Origin of the sequence: Acidovorax sp. (assembly GCF_016783915.1) — a bacterium.
Lineage (GTDB): Bacteria > Pseudomonadota > Gammaproteobacteria > Burkholderiales > Burkholderiaceae_C > Acidovorax.
In genome coordinates this window covers 1-17,379 of sequence record NZ_JADHVT010000104.1, presented here as the reverse complement: position 1 = coordinate 17,379, position 17,379 = coordinate 1, and the positions used below count along the sequence as shown (strand labels likewise).

The following is a 17,379-nucleotide window of genomic DNA, read 5'->3' as shown; positions in this document are numbered from 1 at the left end:
TGCCGGGCCCCCGACAAGATGCCCTCGACCAGCACACCATCGTCGGCGTTGGTGGGTGCCTCGTGCACAAACGACCGGTCGATCTTGATCTCCTGGATCGGCAGGCGCTTGAGGTAGGCCAGCGATGAGTAGCCGGTGCCAAAGTCGTCCAGCGACATGTCCACGCCCAGCGCAGCCAGGGCGTGCATCTTGGCCACCGCATCATCAAAGTCATCGATCACCAGACCCTCGGTCACCTCCAGCGTGAGCAGCCGCGGGTCGGCCCCCGTGGCAGCCAGCACTGCCCGCAGTTGCCCCACAAAACCCGCCTGCCGGAACTGCCGCGCGCTGAGGTTGACCGAGAGCCGCAACCGCCGCTCGCGGAACACCAGCTGCGCCAGCAGCGCACAGGCATGGGCCAGCACCCAATCGCCCAGGCTGACGATGAGGTCGGACTCCTCGGCCACCGGGATGAACACGCCCGGCGCCACCAGGCCGTCGCGCGGATGCTGCCAGCGCACCAGCACCTCGGCGCCTGTGACCTGGCCCGACACATCCACCTGCGACTGCAGGTGCAGCCGCAGCTCGCCTGCGCCAATGGCATGGCGCAGTTCGCGCTCCACCCGAAAGCGCTGCTCGGCGGCCTCGCCCATGCCCTGCTCAAAAAACGCAGCCCGTCCGCCCCCGGCCTGCTTGGCGCGGTGCAGGGCGGTGCCCGCGCGCCGCAGCGCATCGTGTGCACCGTCGTCCGACGTTTGGGGGTACAGGGTGATGCCCACGCTGGCGCCCAGTTGGGCGTCCTGCGCATCGCCCTCCAGGCGCAGGGGGAGTAGCAAGGCTGCCTGCAGCTTTTCGGCAAAGGCCAGTGCGTGGCGGCCCGCCAGCGAGGCGTCAACCCCCAGGCCGTGAAGCACCACAGCAAACTCGTCACCCGCCACCCGCACCAGCAGGTCCTGGGGGGGCAGGATCTCGGACAGGCGCAGCGCCACGGCACACAGCAGGCGGTCGCCCATTTCGCTGCCGCGCGCGTCATTGAAGGTGGTGAACCGGTCCAGGTCCAGCAGCAGCAGGGCGTGCTGGGTGGACGGCGGACGGCCTGCACGCCCGCGCAGCGCATGCAGGCGCTCCATCAGCGTGGAGCGGTTGGGCAGGCTGGTGAGGCTGTCGAAATGCGCGAGGCGATGGATCTCGTCGGCAGCGCGCTTGCGCTCGGTGATGTCCTGCTTGAGTTCCACAAAGTGGCTCACGCGACCATCGGTCTGGCGGATGGGTGCCACCACCACAGACTCGATCAATGCCTGCCCGTCCTTGCGGTAGTTGACCTGCTCACCCGCCCAGCTGTCACCGCGCGCCAGCGTGCTGCGCAGGCCCTCGCGCTGCGCGGGCGCCAGGCCGTTGCTGGAATAGTCTGCCGAGGCGCGGCCCACCACCTCGTCGCGCGCGTAGCCCGTGCGGCGCACAAAGGCCTCGTTCACGTACTCGATGTCCTCGCGCAGATCGGTGATAACGATGGCCTCGGGACTTTGCTCCACGGCCCGCAACAGCTTGCGCAGCGACGCCTCGCTGGCCGCCAGGTTGGCCGCCAGGTTGGCCGCGGTCTGCTGGGCCTCGCGCACCCGGCTCATGTAGTTGCGGCGCGACAGCAGCGTGGCTGCAGCGGTCAGCACCAGGATGCCCGCGAGGTACACCGCACCCGCCACGCGGTTGGCCACCTGCACGGGCTTGAGCAGGCCCTGAACGTCCGCCCAGATGAAGCCCAGGAACAGCAGGGCCGTGAGCCCCACAAGCGTCAGCGTGGCACGCGCGCCCAGCAGCCATCCGGCCAGCACGATGATCACGGGATAGTTCAGCAGGTTGGGGCCGTTCACGCCGCCATTGCGAGCCGCCACCAGCGACACCGATACCCACACGCCCCACACCAGCAGATGGATGGCCAGCGTCCACCGACGCCAGCGCGCCAGCAGGAGCGCCGTGCCGCCAATGCAGCCGGCGACAAAGTTGAGCGCCACGCGCACCGGCTGCACAGGCTGGTCCCACAGCAGCAGCAAGCCGATGACAAAACCCAGCAACATCACGGACCAGCCCGCTACGCGCACTAGGTGGCGCGTTGTAGCGTCTTCGTGGTCTGGCAGCGGAACAACGGGGGCTTCGGCCATGGCGACGGGAATTGCGGGGGAGGAAACCATCGTAACCGCAGGCATAGAAAACGCCTATGAACAAAACGCCGCTGGCGTGGCTGCGGCGCCCATCCATCAGCATCTGCATCGGTGTCACCAAGAACCGTCGCCAGCTTCGTCCCAGAATGGCCGCCGCAGCCTACAGGCCCGCAGGCGCAGGCCTGGTCAATCAGTCCGCGTCGCTGTCCGGCGCAGGCTCGCGCACGCCGGAGCCCTTGCCCTTGGCTTTGGCGCGCGCATCCTTTTTGGCTTGGCGCTTGGCATCTTCGGCCAGACCCGCAGCGCGCCAGCCCTCAAACTCGGTGGGTGTCTCCAGCGTGATGCGGCCCAGGATGGCGGTGCGAAAGTCCGTCATCACAATCTCGGCCGTCTTTTGCAGGTTGACCCGGCCACCGCCCAGCATGGCTCCGCGTTTGCGGCCGATGGCTTCGAGCAGTTCTTCGTCGTGCATCTCGGCGACGGCGCCTGCAGGCAGACCCAGCTTGTAGCGCGTCTCCAGCAAGGGGGCGTAGTGTTTCTGAAGGCGGCGCAGCAGCTCCAGCGCCACCAGTTCTTCGTCATACGCATTGCGCCCCACGGCACCGCTGGCCGCCAGGTTGTAGCCACTTTCTGGCACCACAATGCGCGGCCACAGCATGCCGGGCGTGTCCCACAGATAAAAGTCGTCGGCCAGCGTGATGCGCTGCTCCAGCTTGGTGATACCCGCCTCGTCGCCCGTCTTGGCCTGGCGCTTGTTGCTGAGCGTGTTGATGAGCGTGGACTTGCCCACGTTGGGTACGCCGCAGATCAGCACCCGCATGGGCTTGGCCATGCCGCCGCGGTTGGGCGACAGCAGGTGGCACGCGTCAATCAGCTTGCGCGTGGGGGCCGGGTCGGACGCATCGAGCGGCAAGGCGCGCGTGTCGCTCTGGGCGTTGTACCAGTCCACCCACAGCGCCGTGCGCTCGGGGTCGGCCACGTCCTGCTTGTTGAGCACCTTGAGCGTGGGCTTGTGGCCGGTGATCTCGGCCAGCAGCGGGTTGGCGCTGGAGCCGGGCAGGCGGGCGTCCAGCACCTCGATCACCACGTCAATGTCCTTGATGCGTTCGGTGATGGCTTTGCGGGTCAGATGCATGTGACCGGGGAACCACTGGATGGCCATGCGGGGGGGTACTTTCTTCTTGATTCAAAACGATCTGAGGGTGGCAAGGATAATCGCGGTCATCCCTTGCCCCGCGCCACTGCGCTTTCGACCACCATGCCAGCCCCTATCGACACCCCGCGCAAAGCCACTGCCACCAAGGCCGACAAGGAGGTGCTGTTCAAGGGCGTGACCTTGGCCCTCATCGGCCTGGTCATCTTGCTGGCGCCCTATGTGGCGCGCTCCAGCAGCGTACGCGACCTCATGACCCAGGCGGCGCTGGTGGGCTGGTTTGCGCTGGTGCTGGGCATTGCGTTCGGCGTGCAGTACGGCATGCGCCGCGCCAAGGCCGGGCACCGCAAGCCGTGACGTTGCCGGAGGGGATTGCCCCAGGCCCGGCTTTGGACGGCGCCACGGCGCAAGCCATGTTCACGGCGCTGCGGCAGCGCGCGGCCACTGCGGGCATCACGCTGCGCAACCCCCCACCCGAGCCCACCACCTGCTGCGGCCGGGGCTGCAATGGCTGCGTGTGGGAGGGGTTTCTGGACGCCGCCGAATACTGGCGGCAAGAGGCCTTGCTGCAGCTGCAAGACTGAGTTTGAAGCCTTATTGGGCGGCAGCGCTGGTGCGATGTGCCCTGGAAGCTACCAAATCAATAGCGCACCCATGCTACTCGGCACGGTTCGCACCCTCAGCCCAGCTGCTCCACCGCCATGTACTGCTCGCGCCATTCCTCAAACGGCAGCGTGTCGGCGGCCTCGATCGCCTTTTGCGCGGCAATTGACTCGTCAGCCATCGCCAGGTAGCGCGCCTGCTGCTCGACCGTCCAGGGCAGGGCCAGCAGTGCGTCGCGCGCAGCCATGGACTGCTGGCGCGCAAAGGCCTCAAAGTTGTGCTGGTGCTCACTCGTCATGCTGTCCAGCACGCGGGCCGATGGCGTGCGCTCGGGCGCAGCCATCAGCGCGCGGGCATCGCGCAGTGCGGCGCTGTAGTCGTTGGTGCCATGGGTGGCATCCAGCGCGGCGGCCAAAGGCTCGCAGGCAGCCAGCACTTCGGAGCCCCATTCGGTCAGCGGCACGCTTTGGCCGTTGCGCGTGAGAAGCAGGCCGGGCTCGCGGCCCCGCTCTGCGGTGAGGTGCTGGTTCTGCTTGAGTTCGGCAATTTCTGCAGGTGTGTCGGGCGGGCTGTCGGACAGCAGGCAGTGCAGCAGGAACACGTCCAGAAGCCGCATGGTGGGCGCGGTGATGCCCACGGGCACGAACGGGTCCAGGTCCATCAGGCGCACTTCGACGTATTCGACCCCGCGCTCGCGCAGCGCGTGCAGCGGGCGCTCGCCCGTGCGCACGGTGCGCTTGGGGCGGATGGTGCCGTAGAACTCGTTTTCGATCTGCAGCAGGCTGGTGCCCAGCTGGTTGTAGTCGCCACCCGGGTTGCGCACGCCCACGGTTTCGTAGGCCGGGTACGGCTTGGTCAGCGCCTCATGCAGCGAATTGGCGTAGCCCGTGAGGCCGTTGTAGCTCACGGCCAGCGTGGCCTGCGCGTCGCTCTGGTAGCCCAGGCGGCCCATGCGCAGCGACGTGGCGTGGGGCAGGTACAGCGCGCTGCCGCCCTCCATGCGCTGCAGTCGGTGCTCACGCCCCTCCACAAAACAGGGGCACAAGGCAGGCGACGCGCCGAACAGGTACAGCAGCACAAACGCGTGGCGGCGGAAGTTGCGGATCAGCGCGAAATATTGCTCGCTGTCCACGCCCGGCAGCGACCAGTTGTAGTGAATGCCCGAGATGGTCTGCATGCGCCGTCCATAGCGGTGGCCCAGGCCCATGCGGTAAACGCTCTTGGCGCGGCCCACGTTGGAGCTGCCGTAGCGGCCAATCGGAATCGTTTCGTCGGTGGGCAGGCCGCAGGGCATGCTGGAGGCCCAGAGCAGCTCGCCACCGCTGTCCTTCAGAGTGTGGTGCACGAACTGGTGCACCTCGGTCAGCTCATCTAGGCACTGCTGCACGCCCTTGTGGGCGCCGGTGATCAGCTCCAGCTGCGACTCGCTGTAGTCCGTGGTGATCAGGGGGTGGGTGAGGGCCGAGCCCAGCGCCAGCGGGTGGGGCGTCAGGGCCAGGCCGCCCGTGGGCAGCACGCGCAGCCCTTCCTTTTCGATGCCACGGCGAATTCCCCCCAGGGCGTCCGCCGGGTAGGCGGCCAGTCTCTCGTGCAGTTTGCTCATATGTTTATACCGATCCAACTTCTGTCGGCCCGGAACTTAGCACGTTGAGCGCTGGCCCGCCCACTGGGGTATCAAGCCCTTGCGGCCAAAGCGCGTCCAACCTCATTGGTTCCTTGGGCTGCGCCACTTTGTGGTACCTGCTCGCCAGCGCGCTCCGTCACCTCGGCCAGGCGGGCCGCCAGTTGCTCGGGCACATCGGCGCCGATGCCCAGATGAATACCCTGCGTGAGGGTGATGTGGGCTGCTTCAAACGTACCCGCACCCGCACACAGGATGGTGCGCGTGGGCGCGCTTTCGTGCGCTAGCACCAGCATGGCGGGTACCACGGCCTCGGGCTTCAAGGCGTCCAGCACCTCCTGGGGCATCAGGCCCTCGGTCATGCGCGTGGCGGCCGTGGGGGCCAGGGCGTTCACGTGGATGTTGTACTTGGCGCCCTCGATGGCCAGGGTCTGCATCAGCCCCACCTGGGCCAGCTTGGCCGCGCCGTAATTGGCCTGGCCAAAGTTGCCATACAGGCCGGTGGACGAGGTGGTCATGACGATGCGGCCATATTGATGGGCCACCATGTGCGGCCACACGGCCTTGCAGCAGTTGGCGGCACCCATCAGGTGCACATCCACCACCAGGCGGAAGTCGTCCATGCTCATCTTGGCGAACGACTTGTCCCGCAGGATGCCAGCGTTGTTGACCAGAATGTCCACCCGGCCCCAGGCGTCGATGGCCTGCTGCACCATGGCTTCGACCGCAGCAAAGTCGGTAACCGATGCGCCATTGGCCAGCGCCTCGCCGCCGGCTGCGCGGATCTCATCGACCACGGCCTGCGCAGCACTCACGGTACCGCCGCTGCCGTCCACCGCGCCGCCCAGGTCGTTGACCAGCACCTTGGCGCCGCGCTGAGCCAGCGCCAGTGCATGCTGGCGGCCCAGGCCGCCGCCTGCGCCCGTCACGATGGCCACGCGGCCTTGGAAATCAATACCCATGGTGAAGGTTCTCCTGTTGTCTTGGTCAATCAATCAGTGGAATACAAAAACCTATGGCACCTGCCCGAATGTGCTGGCGCCGCGCGCTGCACTGTAAGCCACAGCGCAGCCCGTGCGGGTTGCACAGGCGACTGGATCCTCCGCCACCGGCCCCCACGCTGGCCGAGCACCGCACACGCCCACACGGCACATTGGGAATAATGGGTGCCTGCACAGGCCCTGAGGTAGGGCCGGCGCAGCCCTCCTGCACTCATTTTTTGATAGCTGTTAGCGCATGTAGCACCGGCGCTATTGCCCATTTTTACCCTAGGATCTCCCATGAAAGCAATCTGGAACGGCGTGGTGGTTGCCGAGAGCGACGACACCGTGGTGGTGGAAGGCAACCACTACTTTCCCGAGAGCGCGCTCCACCGCGACTACTTCACGTTCAGCAACCACAAGACCACCTGCGCCTGGAAAGGCCAGGCCAGCTACCTGTCGCTGCTGGTCAACGGCGAAATGAACACCGACGCCGCCTGGTTTTATGCAGACCCCAAGCCCGAGGCCGCAGAAATCAAGGGCCGTGTGGCGTTCTGGAAGGGTGTGAAGGTCACGGCCTGAACGAGCGTCCCGCCGCGCGGCGGCGGCCCCCGTTCGGGTTATCCCTGCCCGCGCTGGACAATCATGTGGATAAGTTTTGGCAAGTCCTGTATGACAGTGGCAAGTGCTTGATTTACAAGGGAATGCACTGCATTGCCTCATTTTTAATCAATCCGCAAAATCATGGCATGGGTTATCCCGGCAGGCACTGGACAATGGTGTGGATAACCTTGGATAAGCCTTGTATGACAGGTTTAAGTGGTTGATTTACAAGGGATATCCTTGCACCGCTCAAAAAACAGGCAATTGCGGAACCTCAATCGCCACTTGCAGCCGGCACCCCTTCGAAGCCACCAAACCCCCCGGTTATCCCTGCCTGCACTGGACAATCTTGTGGATAACTGTGAACAAGCCTTGTATGACAGTCTTAAGTCATTGATTTACAAGGACAGTTCTTGTACCGCTGAAAAAACAGGCAGCGGAGGTGGGTAAAGCGTCTGCGGTACAGTCCACGTCGGCCCTTTGCTGGCCGCTCTTTATTTCATAGCTGCCAGCGCATGATGCACTAGCGCTAGCGGCCCAAAACACTCCATATCCCAGTGTCCACCACGCACCTTCAGCACAGCCCGGCCGCAGAGCGCAACCAGGGCCCTATCCTGGCGCAGCTGCTGGCCCTTTTGCCCGCCACCGGCGCCGCACTGGAGATCGCCAGCGGCACGGGCCAGCACGCCGCGCACTTTGCAGCCGCCCTGCCCGGCTGGAGCTGGCAGCCCACCGACCTGCAGGACACCCACTTCGCATCGATCACCGGCTGGGCGGCGCAGGCCGGTGCCCGCAACGTGCAAGCGCCGCAGCGGCTCAACGTGCTGCATGACCGCTGGCCCAGCGAGGGCCCGGCGTTCGGTGCTGCGTCGTTCGACCTGGTCTATTGCGCCAACATGCTGCACATCGCGCCCTGGGCCTGCTGCACCGGGCTGATGCAGGGCGCCGCCCGCCACCTGGCGCCGGGCGGCCACCTGGTCACCTACGGCCCCTACCTGGAAGACGGCGTGCCCACCGCCCCCGGCAACCTGACCTTTGACGCCAGCCTGCGCGCGCAAGACGCCCACTGGGGCATCCGCCGCATCGAAGACGTGGCCGCCGTTGCCGCCCAGGCAGGGCTGCAACTGGCCGCGCGCCATGCGCTCCCCGCCAACAATCTGCTGCTGGTCTGGACGCACGCCGCACGCAATCCCTGAAGATACACGCCCCATGAGCACATCTACCGCAGCCCCCTTCTTCATCGCCAAGGTCGAGCCCGATGGCACCCAGTGCGATGCGTGGCCCGAACAATCCCTGCTGCTGTCCATGGAGCAAGGTGGCATCGACTGGCCCAGCTCCTGCCGCAACGGCACCTGCCGCACCTGCCTGGGCCAGCTGGTCGAAGGCACGGTGCGCTACGCCATCGAATGGCCGGGCCTCACGGCCGAGGAAAAGGAAGAAGGCTGCGTGCTGCCCTGCGTGGCCTACCCCACATCGGACGTGGTGCTGCGGGGCAGCGCCATCTGATCTGCGTCAGGGGCAACCCCTTTCAGGCACGCGACAAGCCCCGGTGCACTAAAATCCAAGGTTTTTGGGGGCACGATGCCCCTTTGACGTGCGGCAGCGCCGCATCGCATGTTCTTTGGGGCGGTTTCTTGGAGGCACAGCAGTTGCCTTCGGCCACGGGAACCTGTGCTGCAGCACGCCGCCAGCTGGCAACCGCCAGAGGCTCCACAGAAAGCCCCAACCTTCCATGAAAACCCCCCTCACCCCCGTGCCGATCTCGCCCGTCGAGGACATCGTGGCCGAGATGCGCGCCGGGCGCATCGTCATCCTGGTGGATGAAGAAGACCGCGAAAACGAAGGCGACCTCGTGCTGGCCGCCGACCACGTGACGCCCGAGGCCATCAACTTCATGGCCCGCTTCGGCCGGGGCCTGATCTGCCTGACGCTCACCCGCGAGCGCTGCGAGTTCCTCAAGCTGCCGCCCATGGCCGCACGCAATGGCACGGTGTACAGCACTGCGTTCACCGTCTCCATCGAAGCCGCCGAGGGCGTGACCACCGGCATCTCGGCCGCCGACCGCGCCCGCACCGTGCAGGTGGCGGTGGACCGCAACGCCGAGCCCACCGACCTGGTGCAGCCCGGCCACATCTTCCCGCTGCAGGCAGTGGACGGCGGCGTGCTGATGCGCGCAGGCCATACTGAAGCCGGTTGCGACCTAGCCGCCATGGCAGGCTGCAGCCCCGCATCGGTGATCTGCGAGATCATGAAGGACGACGGCACCATGGCCCGCCTGCCCGATCTTCAGCTGTTTGCGGCCGAGCATGGCCTCAAGATCGGCACCATCGCCGACCTGATCGAATACCGCAGCCGCAACGAGTCGCTGGTTGAAAAGGTGGGCACACGCACGCTGCAGACGGCGTATGGCCAGTTCACCGCCCACGCGTTCCGCGACAAGCCCAGCCAGGCCGTGCACCTGGCGCTGGTCAAGGGCCAGTGGAGCGCCGACGACGTGGTGCCCGTGCGCGTGCACGAGCCGCTGTCGGTGTTCGATGCGCTGGAGGTCAACCGCTCCATGCACTCCTGGGGGCTGGACACCAGCCTGCAGTACCTGGCCAAACAGGGCCAGGGCGTGGCCGTGCTGCTGAACTGCGGCGAAAGTGCGGACCAGTTGCTGGCGCAATTTGAAGGCACCGCCCGCTCCGCCCAGGCGCCCGAGCGCGGCCGCATGGACCTGCGCACCTATGGCGTGGGCGCGCAGATCCTGCGCGAGTGTGGCGTGCACAAGATGGCCCTGATGGGCCAGCCGCGCCGCATGCCCAGCATGACCGGCTACGGCCTCGAAATCACCGGTTTCATCCCCAAGGAATAAAGAACATGTTTGGCGCAGACAAAGGAACAGCGGACAAGCTGGACGGCAAGAAGCTGCACATCGGCATCGTGCAGGCCCGCTTCAACGAGAGCATCACCAACACCCTGGCCGCCGCCTGCCGCGCAGAGCTGCTGGCCCTGGGCGTACAAGAAAAACACATCAAGCATGTGCTGGTGCCGGGCGCACTCGAAGTGCCCGTGGCCTTGCAGGCCATGGCCGAAAGCGACGAGTACGACGCGCTGATCGCGCTGGGCTGCATCATCCGGGGCGAAACCTACCACTTCGAGCTGGTGGCCAACGAATCCGGCGCGGGCGTCACACGCCTGTCGCTGGACTACCAGATCCCGATTGCCAACGCCATCATCACCACCGAAAACCTGGAACAGGCCATTGCCCGCCAGACCGAGAAGGGTGTGGACGCGGCCCGCGTCGCGGTGGAAATGGCCAACCTGCTGGACGAGCTGTCATGAGCGAAAACACCCCTACGCCATCGTCGGCACGTCCGCCCAAGCAAACCCGCACCGGCCTCAAAAGCACGGGCACACGCAAGGCCGCCTCCAAGTCCAACCGCAGCCGCGCGCGCGAGTTCGCGCTGCAGGCGCTGTACCAGCACCTGGTGGGCGGCAACGACGCTGCGGCCATCGACGCGTTCACGCGCGACCTGGCGGGCTTTCACAAGGCCGACTCGGCACACTACGACGCACTGCTGCACGGCTGCATCGAGCACGCCGCCAGCATGGATGCACTGATCACCCCGCTGCTGGACCGCAAGATGGCCGAGATCTCGCCCATCGAACACGCCAGCATGTGGATCGGCGTGTACGAGTTCCAGAACTGCCTGGATGTGCCCTGGCGCGTGGTGCTCAATGAGTGCATCGAACTGGCCAAGGAGTTTGGTGGTACGGACGGCCACAAGTACGTGAACGCCGTGCTCAACGGCCTGGCCCCCCAACTGCGCGCGGTGGAAGTGGCGGCCGACAAGGCCGCAGGCGCGGGCGCGGGCGCGGGCGCTGCCTGACCCTGCCCTGCCCCTCTGCCGCCCTGCCCGTTGAACCTCTGGGCGGCTTGGTTTCTTTTCTTTCTACGCCCTCACGCCACCACGTCCACAAGGGGCCCGGTCGGGGCAGGATGCCATTCCATGAAGTTTTCCACGCGCGCCGAGCGCATTGAGCCGTTCTATGTGATGGAGGTCGCCAAGGCCGCGCAGGCGCTGGCCCGCGAGGTGGCTGGCACGCGCGAGCCGATGATCTTTCTGAACATCGGAGAGCCCGACTTCACCGCCCCGCCGCTGGTGCAAGAAGCCGCTGCGCGCGCTGTGCACAGTGGCGCCACGCAATACACCAACGCACTGGGGCTGGATGCCTTGCGCGAGCGCATCAGCGGCTGGTACCAAAGCCGCTTTGGCGTCAACGTGCCTGCACGCCGAATCGTGGTGACGGCGGGCGCATCGGCCGCGCTGCAGCTGGCGTGCCTGGCACTGATTGAGTCGGGCGACGAAATTTTGATGCCCGACCCCAGCTACCCCTGCAACCGCCACTTTGTGAGCGCCGCAGAAGGCAAGGCCGTGCTGCTGCCCACCACGGCGGCAGAGCGCTACCAGCTGAGCGCCGACAAGGTGCGCGCGGCGTGGAATGAAAAAACGCGCGGCGTGCTGCTGGCCTCGCCCTCCAACCCCACGGGTACTTCGATTGCGCCCGATGAGCTGCGCCGCATCCACGACGTGGTGCGTGCGCACGACGGCATCACGATGATCGACGAGATCTACCTGGGCCTGTCGTACGAGGAAGAGTTTGGCCACACCGCACTGGCCATCGACGACAACATCATCAGCATCAACAGCTTCAGCAAGTACTTCAACATGACCGGCTGGCGCCTGGGCTGGATGGTGGTGCCCGACGCGATGGTGCCGGTGGTCGAGCGCCTGGCGCAGAACCTGTTCATCTGCGCCAGCACCGTGTCGCAACACGCAGCACTGGCCTGCTTCGAGGCCGAAAGCATTGCCGAATACGAACGCCGCCGCGCCGAGTTCAAGGCCCGGCGCGACTTCTTCATCCCCGCGCTGCAGTCGCTGGGCCTGAATGTGCCCGTGATGCCCGACGGTGCGTTCTACGCCTGGGCCGATTGCACGCAGGCCGCGCAGCGCCTGGGTGTGACAGGTAGCTGGGACTTTGCGTTTGAGCTGATGCGCCGCGCGCACATTGCCGTCACGCCGGGTCGAGACTTTGGCACGGCCGAGCCTGAGCGCTTCATCCGCTTTTCGACCGCCAACTCCATGGCGCAACTGCAGGAGTCCGTGGAGCGGCTGCGCAAGCTGCTCGGATGACCAAGGCGAGCGACCCCACGATGGCGTTTGAATTTCCGATCCGGATTTACTGGGAGGACACCGATGCCGGTGGCATCGTGTTCTACGCCAACTACCTCAAATTCTTTGAGCGCGCGCGCACCGAATGGCTGCGCTCGTTGGGTGTGGGCCAACAGCAGTTGCGGGAACAAACCGGCGGCATGTTTGTCGTAACCGACGCGCAGCTGCGCTACCACCGCCCCGCACGGCTGGACGATGAACTGATTGTTACCGCCGCCCTACAGAGCAGTGGCCGCGCATCGTTGACAATAGTGCAGCAGGCGCTCCTGAAACCAGAGCAGATGACCGACCAGCCCCCCACCTTGCTGACCGAAGGCTCCATCCGCATCGGATGGGTTGATGCCGCCACCCTGCGCCCCGCCAGAATTCCGAGCACCCTCCTGGAACAACTCACACCATGAATTCCCAAAACATGTCCATCATCTCCCTGGTGCTGCACGCCAGCTGGGTGGTGCAACTCGTGATGCTGCTGCTGCTGGGCGTGTCGGTGGCTAGCTGGGCCGCCATCTTCCGCAAGCTGTTTGCCTTGAAGCGCGTGAAGACTCTGAACGAAGATTTCGAGCGCGAGTTCTGGTCGGGCACCAGCCTGAACGACCTGTACGCCGCCGCCGCGCAAAACGCCAAGCAGGCGGGGCCCATGGAGCGCATTTTTGCCAGCGGCATGCGTGAGTACCAGAAACTGCGCGAGCGCCGCATCACCGACCCGGGCACCTTGCTGGACGGCGCGCGCCGCGCCATGCGTGCGAGCTTCCAGCGTGAGATGGATGTGGTCGAGTCGAGCCTTTCGTTCCTGGCCTCGGTCGGCTCCGTATCGCCGTACGTGGGTCTGTTCGGCACCGTGTGGGGAATCATGCACGCCTTCACCGGCTTTGCAGGCATGGAACAGGTCACGCTCGCCACCGTGGCCCCTGGCATTGCCGAGGCGCTGGTCGCCACCGCCATCGGCCTGTTCTCGGCCATCCCGGCCGTGATCGCCTACAACCGCTTTGCGCGCGACATTGACCGCGTGGCCACACACCAGGAGACCTTCATCGAAGAGTTCTCCAACATCCTGCAGCGCAACCTGGGCGCCCAGCCTGCGCCTACGGGCCACACGGCCTCCGGCCACTGATCCGGGAGGCACCCCATGCCCGCCATGGCATCTCGCGGCCGAGGCCGCCGCACCATCAACGAGATCAACATGGTCCCGTTCATCGACGTCATGCTGGTGCTGCTCATCATCTTCATGGTGACGGCGCCCATGCTCACGCCCGGCGTTGTTGATGTGCCCAGCGTGGGCAAGAGCAAGAACATGCCCAAGGTGGTGGCCCAGGTCATCGTCAACAAGGACGGCACGCTGCAGTTCAAAACCCCCGAAGCCACGCGCAGCCTGAACCAGCGCGAGATCGGCGACGCCGCCAGCCGCTGGCAAAAGAGCCAAGGGCCCGAGAGTGCCGTAGTCATCAGCGCCGACAAAGGCGTGCAGTACGAAACCGTGGTGAAGGCGATGGATGCCCTGCAGAAAGCAGGCGTGCAACGCGTAGGCCTGTCGGTCAAGCAAGGCGGTTGAACCGAACCCGCCCGGCACCGCTCAGACGCCCATGCACGCCCACTCCGACCGCGACCAGTTTGCCCCGCCCCGCCCACCGGCACGCCTGCGCGCCATCACGCTGGCGGTGCTGGTGCATGCGGTGCTGATCGGCGCGTTGACCTGGGGTGTGAACTGGAAGAACACGGTCGACCAGCCCGCAGTGGAGGCCGAGCTGTGGGCCGCCGTGCCCACACAGGCCGCGCCGCGCGCCGTGGAGCCCCCACCGCCCCCGCCACCGCCTCCGGTACAGCAAGTCACCCCTCCCCCGCCCCCCGCGCCCCCTGTGCGTGCTGCAGAGCCGCCCGACACACGCGAGGCGGACATCGCCATAGAGCGCGAGAAAAAGCGCCTGGAGCAGGAAAAGAAAGCCCGCGAGCAACAGCAGCTGCGCGAAAAGCGCGAGCGTGAGCGCAAGGAAGAAGAACGCCGCGACCGCCTGGAGCAGGAGAAAAAAGAGCGTCTGCAAAAAGAACGCGACAAAGAAAAGGAACAGCGCGAAAAGCAGCTGGCCGAGCAGAAAAAGGCTGAGCAGGACAAGCAGAAGAAGCTGGCCGAAGACAAACGCAAGGCCGACGAGACCGCCAAGCGCAAGGCAGAAACCGAGGCCAAGCAACTGGCTGAACAGCGTGAGGCCAACCTGCGCCGCATTCAGGGCATGGCCGGGGCCACAGGGGCAGAGAGCGCCACGGGTAAAGACAAGGACAACCGTAGTCCGTCAAGCGGCTACGGCGGCAAGGTGGCCGCCAAGGTCAAGCCCAACATCGTGTACCCGGACGCGATCTCGGGCAACCCGCGCGCCGAGGTCGAGGTGCGGCTGTCGCCCGACGGCACCATCGTGGGCAAGCGCCTGGCGCAGTCTAGCGGCAACAAGGCCTGGGACGACGCGGTGCTGCGGGCACTGGACAAGACCGAGACGCTGCCGCGCGATGTGGACGGTCGCGTGCCACCCTCCCTCACCATCGGCTTCAGGCCTCAAGACTGAGCTGGACTCCGAGCCCCGGCAAGGGCTTGCCCTGCTGCGGTGGGCCCTTGCCTCGTTGCTGATGCGCTCAGGGAGCCCATGCAGCAGCGGCGTTTACCGCCTGCGCCTGAAGCCTCGTGGCAGTTTGCCCTGACACGCTGGACTGGGCCGTGCCCTGCGAACTCCCAAAAGCAAAGCGCCCGGCAGAACCGGGCGCCCTTTTTAGAGTTATACGGCTGTAGCGCTAGTGGAATATGCGCTGCAAGCTATACATTCAATAGCAATTCGCCAGCATGCATCAGCGGTCGCGCCGCTCCATGCGGCGGTTCAGGTTCAGCGCGCCCAGCGTGCAGGCCACCCCCGACAGCAGGTACACCGTCACTGCCAGCAGACCGAACTGCGACGACAGATACAGGGCCACCAGCGGTGCGAAGGCTGCACCAATGATCCAGGCCAGGTCGGCAGACAGGGCGGCGCCGGTATAGCGGTACTGCGGCGAGAAGTTGGCCGTGACTGTGCCCGAAGCCTGGCCGTACGACAGACCCAGCAGCACAAAGCCCAGCAACAGGAACATGGTGCTGCCCACTTCGCCAGTGTTGAGCAGTACGGGCGCCATGAAGCTGAACACGCCAATCAGCACGGCCATGCCGCCCAGCAGCTTGCGGCGACCCAGGTGGTCTGACAGCCAGCCCGACACCATGATGGCGCCCGCCGCGAGGAACGCGCCGACGATCTGCACGCCCAGGATCTGGGTAACGGGCTGGTCGGAGTACAGCGTGATCCACGACAGCGGAAACACCGTGACCAGGTGGAACAGTGCAAAGCTGGCCAGCGCCGCAAAAGCGCCCAGCAGCACGTTGCTGCCTTCGTCACGCATGACGCGGCTCACAGGTACGGGCTGCAGCTCGCGGTCCTTGAGCAGTTCGGAGTACGACTGCCCCACCACCAGGCGCAGGCGCGCAAACAGCGCCACCACGTTCACGGCAAAGGCCACAAAAAACGGATAACGCCAGCCCCAGGCCAGAAACTCTTGCACCGTGAGGCTGCTGTACAAGTAGGCAAACAGGCCCGCAGCCAGCACAAAGCCCAGTGGCGCGCCCAACTGGCCAATCATGGCGTACCAGCCACGGCGCTCCTTGGGAGCCGACATGGCCAGCAGCGAAGGCAGGCCGTCCCACGAGCCACCGAGCGCGAGCCCCTGACCCACTCGCAGGATCAGCAGGGCCACGATGGCTGCGGTGCCCACATCCTTGTAGCCAGGCAAAAACGCCATGCCCACCGTGCAGACGCCCAGCACGAACAGCGCAATGGTCAGCTTGGTGCCCCGCCCCCAGCGCCGCTGGATGGCCATGGAGATGGCGGTGCCCACCGGGCGAACCACGAAGGCGACGGCCAGCAGCGCGAACGCCATCAGTGTGCCGTCCAGACGGGACAGGAAGGGAAAAAGGAAGGACGGGAAGACAAGAACGCAGGCGATCCCGAAAACGAAGAAGTCGAAATACTCGGACGAGCGCCCGATGATCACGCCCACAGCGATTTCGCTGGGGGTGACGTCTTCATGCGTATCAGCCCGCGAGAGAGAGGCGGCACTTTCTTGAAAACCGGCCGCAGGGTAAGTGGCAGTGGCGGGGCTGCTCATGAACATGGCTCCTTGACGTTGTTAGCTAACTAAGACCACTCCGTTCTACACGCAACGCTGGCAGGCCACAAGTGCGGTTTCACTATGCCGGCTGCAGGAAATGTCCTTCAAAGCCCCAATTGCACCAATTTGGTGCAATTTCCATCCGTGCGTTTGATCTTGGACAAAATGTCCAATCGACAAAAAAGCTAGCGCTAGTACATTCGCACACATCCCGTTATCCGCGTTTACCCTGAAACGCATTGATCGCGCAATACACATGCTCAAACTTCCCCAACTTCGTGGGCCCACCTGGTTGCTCGCTCTGGCAGCCCTGGGCAGCTTGGCAGGCTGCAGCAAAGCTGTCGTGCTCAACCCTGCCGGTGACGTCGCTGCCCAGCAGGGCCAGATGGTCATCACCGCCACGCTGCTGATGCTGATCATCATCGTGCCCGTAATCGCGCTCACCCTGCTGTTTGCCTGGAAATACCGCCAGGGCAACACCGAGGCCGAGTACGACCCGGAATGGCACCACTCCACCACGCTGGAACTGGTGATCTGGACCGTGCCCTTGCTGATCATCATCGCCCTGGGCGCCATCACCTGGATCGGCACCCACAAGCTCGACCCCTACCGCCCCCTGGACCGCATCGACGCACAGCGCGCCGTCCCCGCCGACGTGAAGCCGCTCGAAGTGCAGGTGGTGGCCATGGACTGGAAATGGCTGTTCTTCTACCCCGAGCAAGGCATCGCCACCGTGAATGAAGTGGCAGCGCCGGTGGACCGCCCCATCCTGTTCAAGCTGACGGCCACGTCCACCATGAACGCGTTTTATGTGCCAGACCTTGCCGGCATGATCTACGCCATGCCCGGCATGCAGACCGAGTTGAACGCGGTGATCAACAGGCCCGGCGTGTTC

At 65.4% G+C, this 17,379-nt stretch carries 19 protein-coding genes; 14 read left to right on the top strand and 5 right to left on the bottom strand.

Annotation, left to right across the window (positions count from 1 at the left end; all coding sequences use genetic code 11):
- Together ISS20_RS17190 and ylqF are read right to left on the bottom strand one after the other, a co-directional pair.
- A partial coding sequence (locus ISS20_RS17190) for an EAL domain-containing protein (RefSeq protein WP_291438165.1) occupies nt 1-2,135 on the bottom strand: 2,135 nt, incomplete at its 3' end.
- A gap of 190 nt (nt 2,136-2,325) precedes the next feature.
- The gene (gene ylqF, locus ISS20_RS17185) at nt 2,326-3,297 is read right to left on the bottom strand and encodes a ribosome biogenesis GTPase YlqF (RefSeq protein WP_291438164.1); all 972 of its coding nucleotides are present in this window, start codon (nt 3,295-3,297) and stop codon (nt 2,326-2,328) included.
- Between the two features lie 96 nt (nt 3,298-3,393).
- Between ylqF and ISS20_RS17180 the strand changes: the two genes are divergently transcribed.
- Both ISS20_RS17180 and ISS20_RS17175 read left to right on the top strand, forming a co-directional pair.
- Nucleotides 3,394-3,645: a hypothetical protein gene (locus tag ISS20_RS17180; RefSeq protein WP_291438163.1), complete on the top strand. Its 252-nt coding sequence runs from the start codon at nt 3,394-3,396 to the stop codon at nt 3,643-3,645.
- A 56-nt stretch (nt 3,646-3,701) separates the two neighbouring features.
- Nucleotides 3,702-3,872, top strand: coding sequence for an oxidoreductase-like domain-containing protein (locus ISS20_RS17175; RefSeq protein ID WP_291438167.1), 171 nt, complete (start codon nt 3,702-3,704; stop codon nt 3,870-3,872).
- Between the two features lie 95 nt (nt 3,873-3,967).
- On the opposite strand, the gene gshA is transcribed toward ISS20_RS17175, so the two are convergent.
- On the bottom strand, nt 3,968-5,494 hold the full coding sequence (gshA, locus tag ISS20_RS17170) for a glutamate--cysteine ligase (RefSeq protein WP_291438162.1): 1,527 nt from the start codon (nt 5,492-5,494) through the stop codon (nt 3,968-3,970).
- Between the two features lie 71 nt (nt 5,495-5,565).
- On the bottom strand, nt 5,566-6,474 hold the full coding sequence (locus ISS20_RS17165; protein WP_291438161.1) for an SDR family oxidoreductase: 909 nt from the start codon (nt 6,472-6,474) through the stop codon (nt 5,566-5,568).
- 318 nt (nt 6,475-6,792) lie between these two features.
- On the opposite strand from ISS20_RS17165, the gene ISS20_RS17160 reads away from it, so the two are divergent.
- The 11 genes from ISS20_RS17160 to tolA all read left to right on the top strand — a co-directional run bounded on the left by ISS20_RS17160 (nt 6,793) and on the right by tolA (nt 14,863).
- Nucleotides 6,793-7,074: a DUF427 domain-containing protein gene (locus ISS20_RS17160; RefSeq protein ID WP_056064826.1), complete on the top strand. Its 282-nt coding sequence runs from the start codon at nt 6,793-6,795 to the stop codon at nt 7,072-7,074.
- 578 nt (nt 7,075-7,652) lie between these two features.
- On the top strand, nt 7,653-8,291 hold the full coding sequence (locus ISS20_RS17155) for a DUF938 domain-containing protein (protein ID WP_291438160.1): 639 nt from the start codon (nt 7,653-7,655) through the stop codon (nt 8,289-8,291).
- Between the two features lie 13 nt (nt 8,292-8,304).
- On the top strand, nt 8,305-8,601 hold the full coding sequence (locus ISS20_RS17150) for a 2Fe-2S iron-sulfur cluster binding domain-containing protein (protein ID WP_291438159.1): 297 nt from the start codon (nt 8,305-8,307) through the stop codon (nt 8,599-8,601).
- A 226-nt stretch (nt 8,602-8,827) separates the two neighbouring features.
- Nucleotides 8,828-9,949 (top strand): bifunctional 3,4-dihydroxy-2-butanone-4-phosphate synthase/GTP cyclohydrolase II, encoded by a 1,122-nt coding sequence (ribBA, locus tag ISS20_RS17145; protein ID WP_291438158.1) that lies wholly within the window; start codon nt 8,828-8,830, stop codon nt 9,947-9,949.
- 5 nt (nt 9,950-9,954) lie between these two features.
- Complete coding sequence (gene ribH / locus ISS20_RS17140; protein WP_291438157.1) at nt 9,955-10,419, top strand: 6,7-dimethyl-8-ribityllumazine synthase; 465 nt, start codon at nt 9,955-9,957, stop codon at nt 10,417-10,419.
- Nucleotides 10,416-10,967 (top strand): transcription antitermination factor NusB, encoded by a 552-nt coding sequence (nusB, locus tag ISS20_RS17135; RefSeq protein WP_291438156.1) that lies wholly within the window; start codon nt 10,416-10,418, stop codon nt 10,965-10,967. Before ribH ends, nusB begins: the two co-directional genes overlap by 4 nt.
- A 120-nt stretch (nt 10,968-11,087) precedes the next feature.
- A complete protein-coding gene (locus tag ISS20_RS17130; protein WP_291438155.1) occupies nt 11,088-12,272 on the top strand; it encodes a pyridoxal phosphate-dependent aminotransferase in 1,185 nt (394 codons plus the stop codon).
- Nucleotides 12,273-12,292: 20 nt separating this feature from the next.
- On the top strand, nt 12,293-12,712 hold the full coding sequence (gene ybgC, locus ISS20_RS17125) for a tol-pal system-associated acyl-CoA thioesterase (RefSeq protein WP_291438166.1): 420 nt from the start codon (nt 12,293-12,295) through the stop codon (nt 12,710-12,712).
- The gene (gene tolQ, locus ISS20_RS17120; protein WP_291438154.1) at nt 12,709-13,422 is read left to right on the top strand and encodes a protein TolQ; all 714 of its coding nucleotides are present in this window, start codon (nt 12,709-12,711) and stop codon (nt 13,420-13,422) included. Before ybgC ends, tolQ begins: the two co-directional genes overlap by 4 nt.
- A 15-nt stretch (nt 13,423-13,437) precedes the next feature.
- Complete coding sequence (locus ISS20_RS17115) at nt 13,438-13,860, top strand: ExbD/TolR family protein (protein WP_291438153.1); 423 nt, start codon at nt 13,438-13,440, stop codon at nt 13,858-13,860.
- Between the two features lie 31 nt (nt 13,861-13,891).
- Nucleotides 13,892-14,863 (top strand): cell envelope integrity protein TolA, encoded by a 972-nt coding sequence (tolA, locus tag ISS20_RS17110; protein ID WP_291438152.1) that lies wholly within the window; start codon nt 13,892-13,894, stop codon nt 14,861-14,863.
- 277 nt (nt 14,864-15,140) lie between these two features.
- Here tolA and ISS20_RS17105 read toward each other — a convergent pair whose 3' ends face one another.
- On the bottom strand, nt 15,141-16,481 hold the full coding sequence (locus tag ISS20_RS17105) for an MFS transporter (RefSeq protein ID WP_274114426.1): 1,341 nt from the start codon (nt 16,479-16,481) through the stop codon (nt 15,141-15,143).
- Nucleotides 16,482-16,740: 259 nt separating this feature from the next.
- On the opposite strand from ISS20_RS17105, the gene cyoA reads away from it, so the two are divergent.
- Nucleotides 16,741-17,379, top strand: a 639-nt coding sequence (gene cyoA / locus ISS20_RS17100; RefSeq protein ID WP_291438151.1) for a ubiquinol oxidase subunit II, incomplete at its 3' end; no start/stop codon positions are given.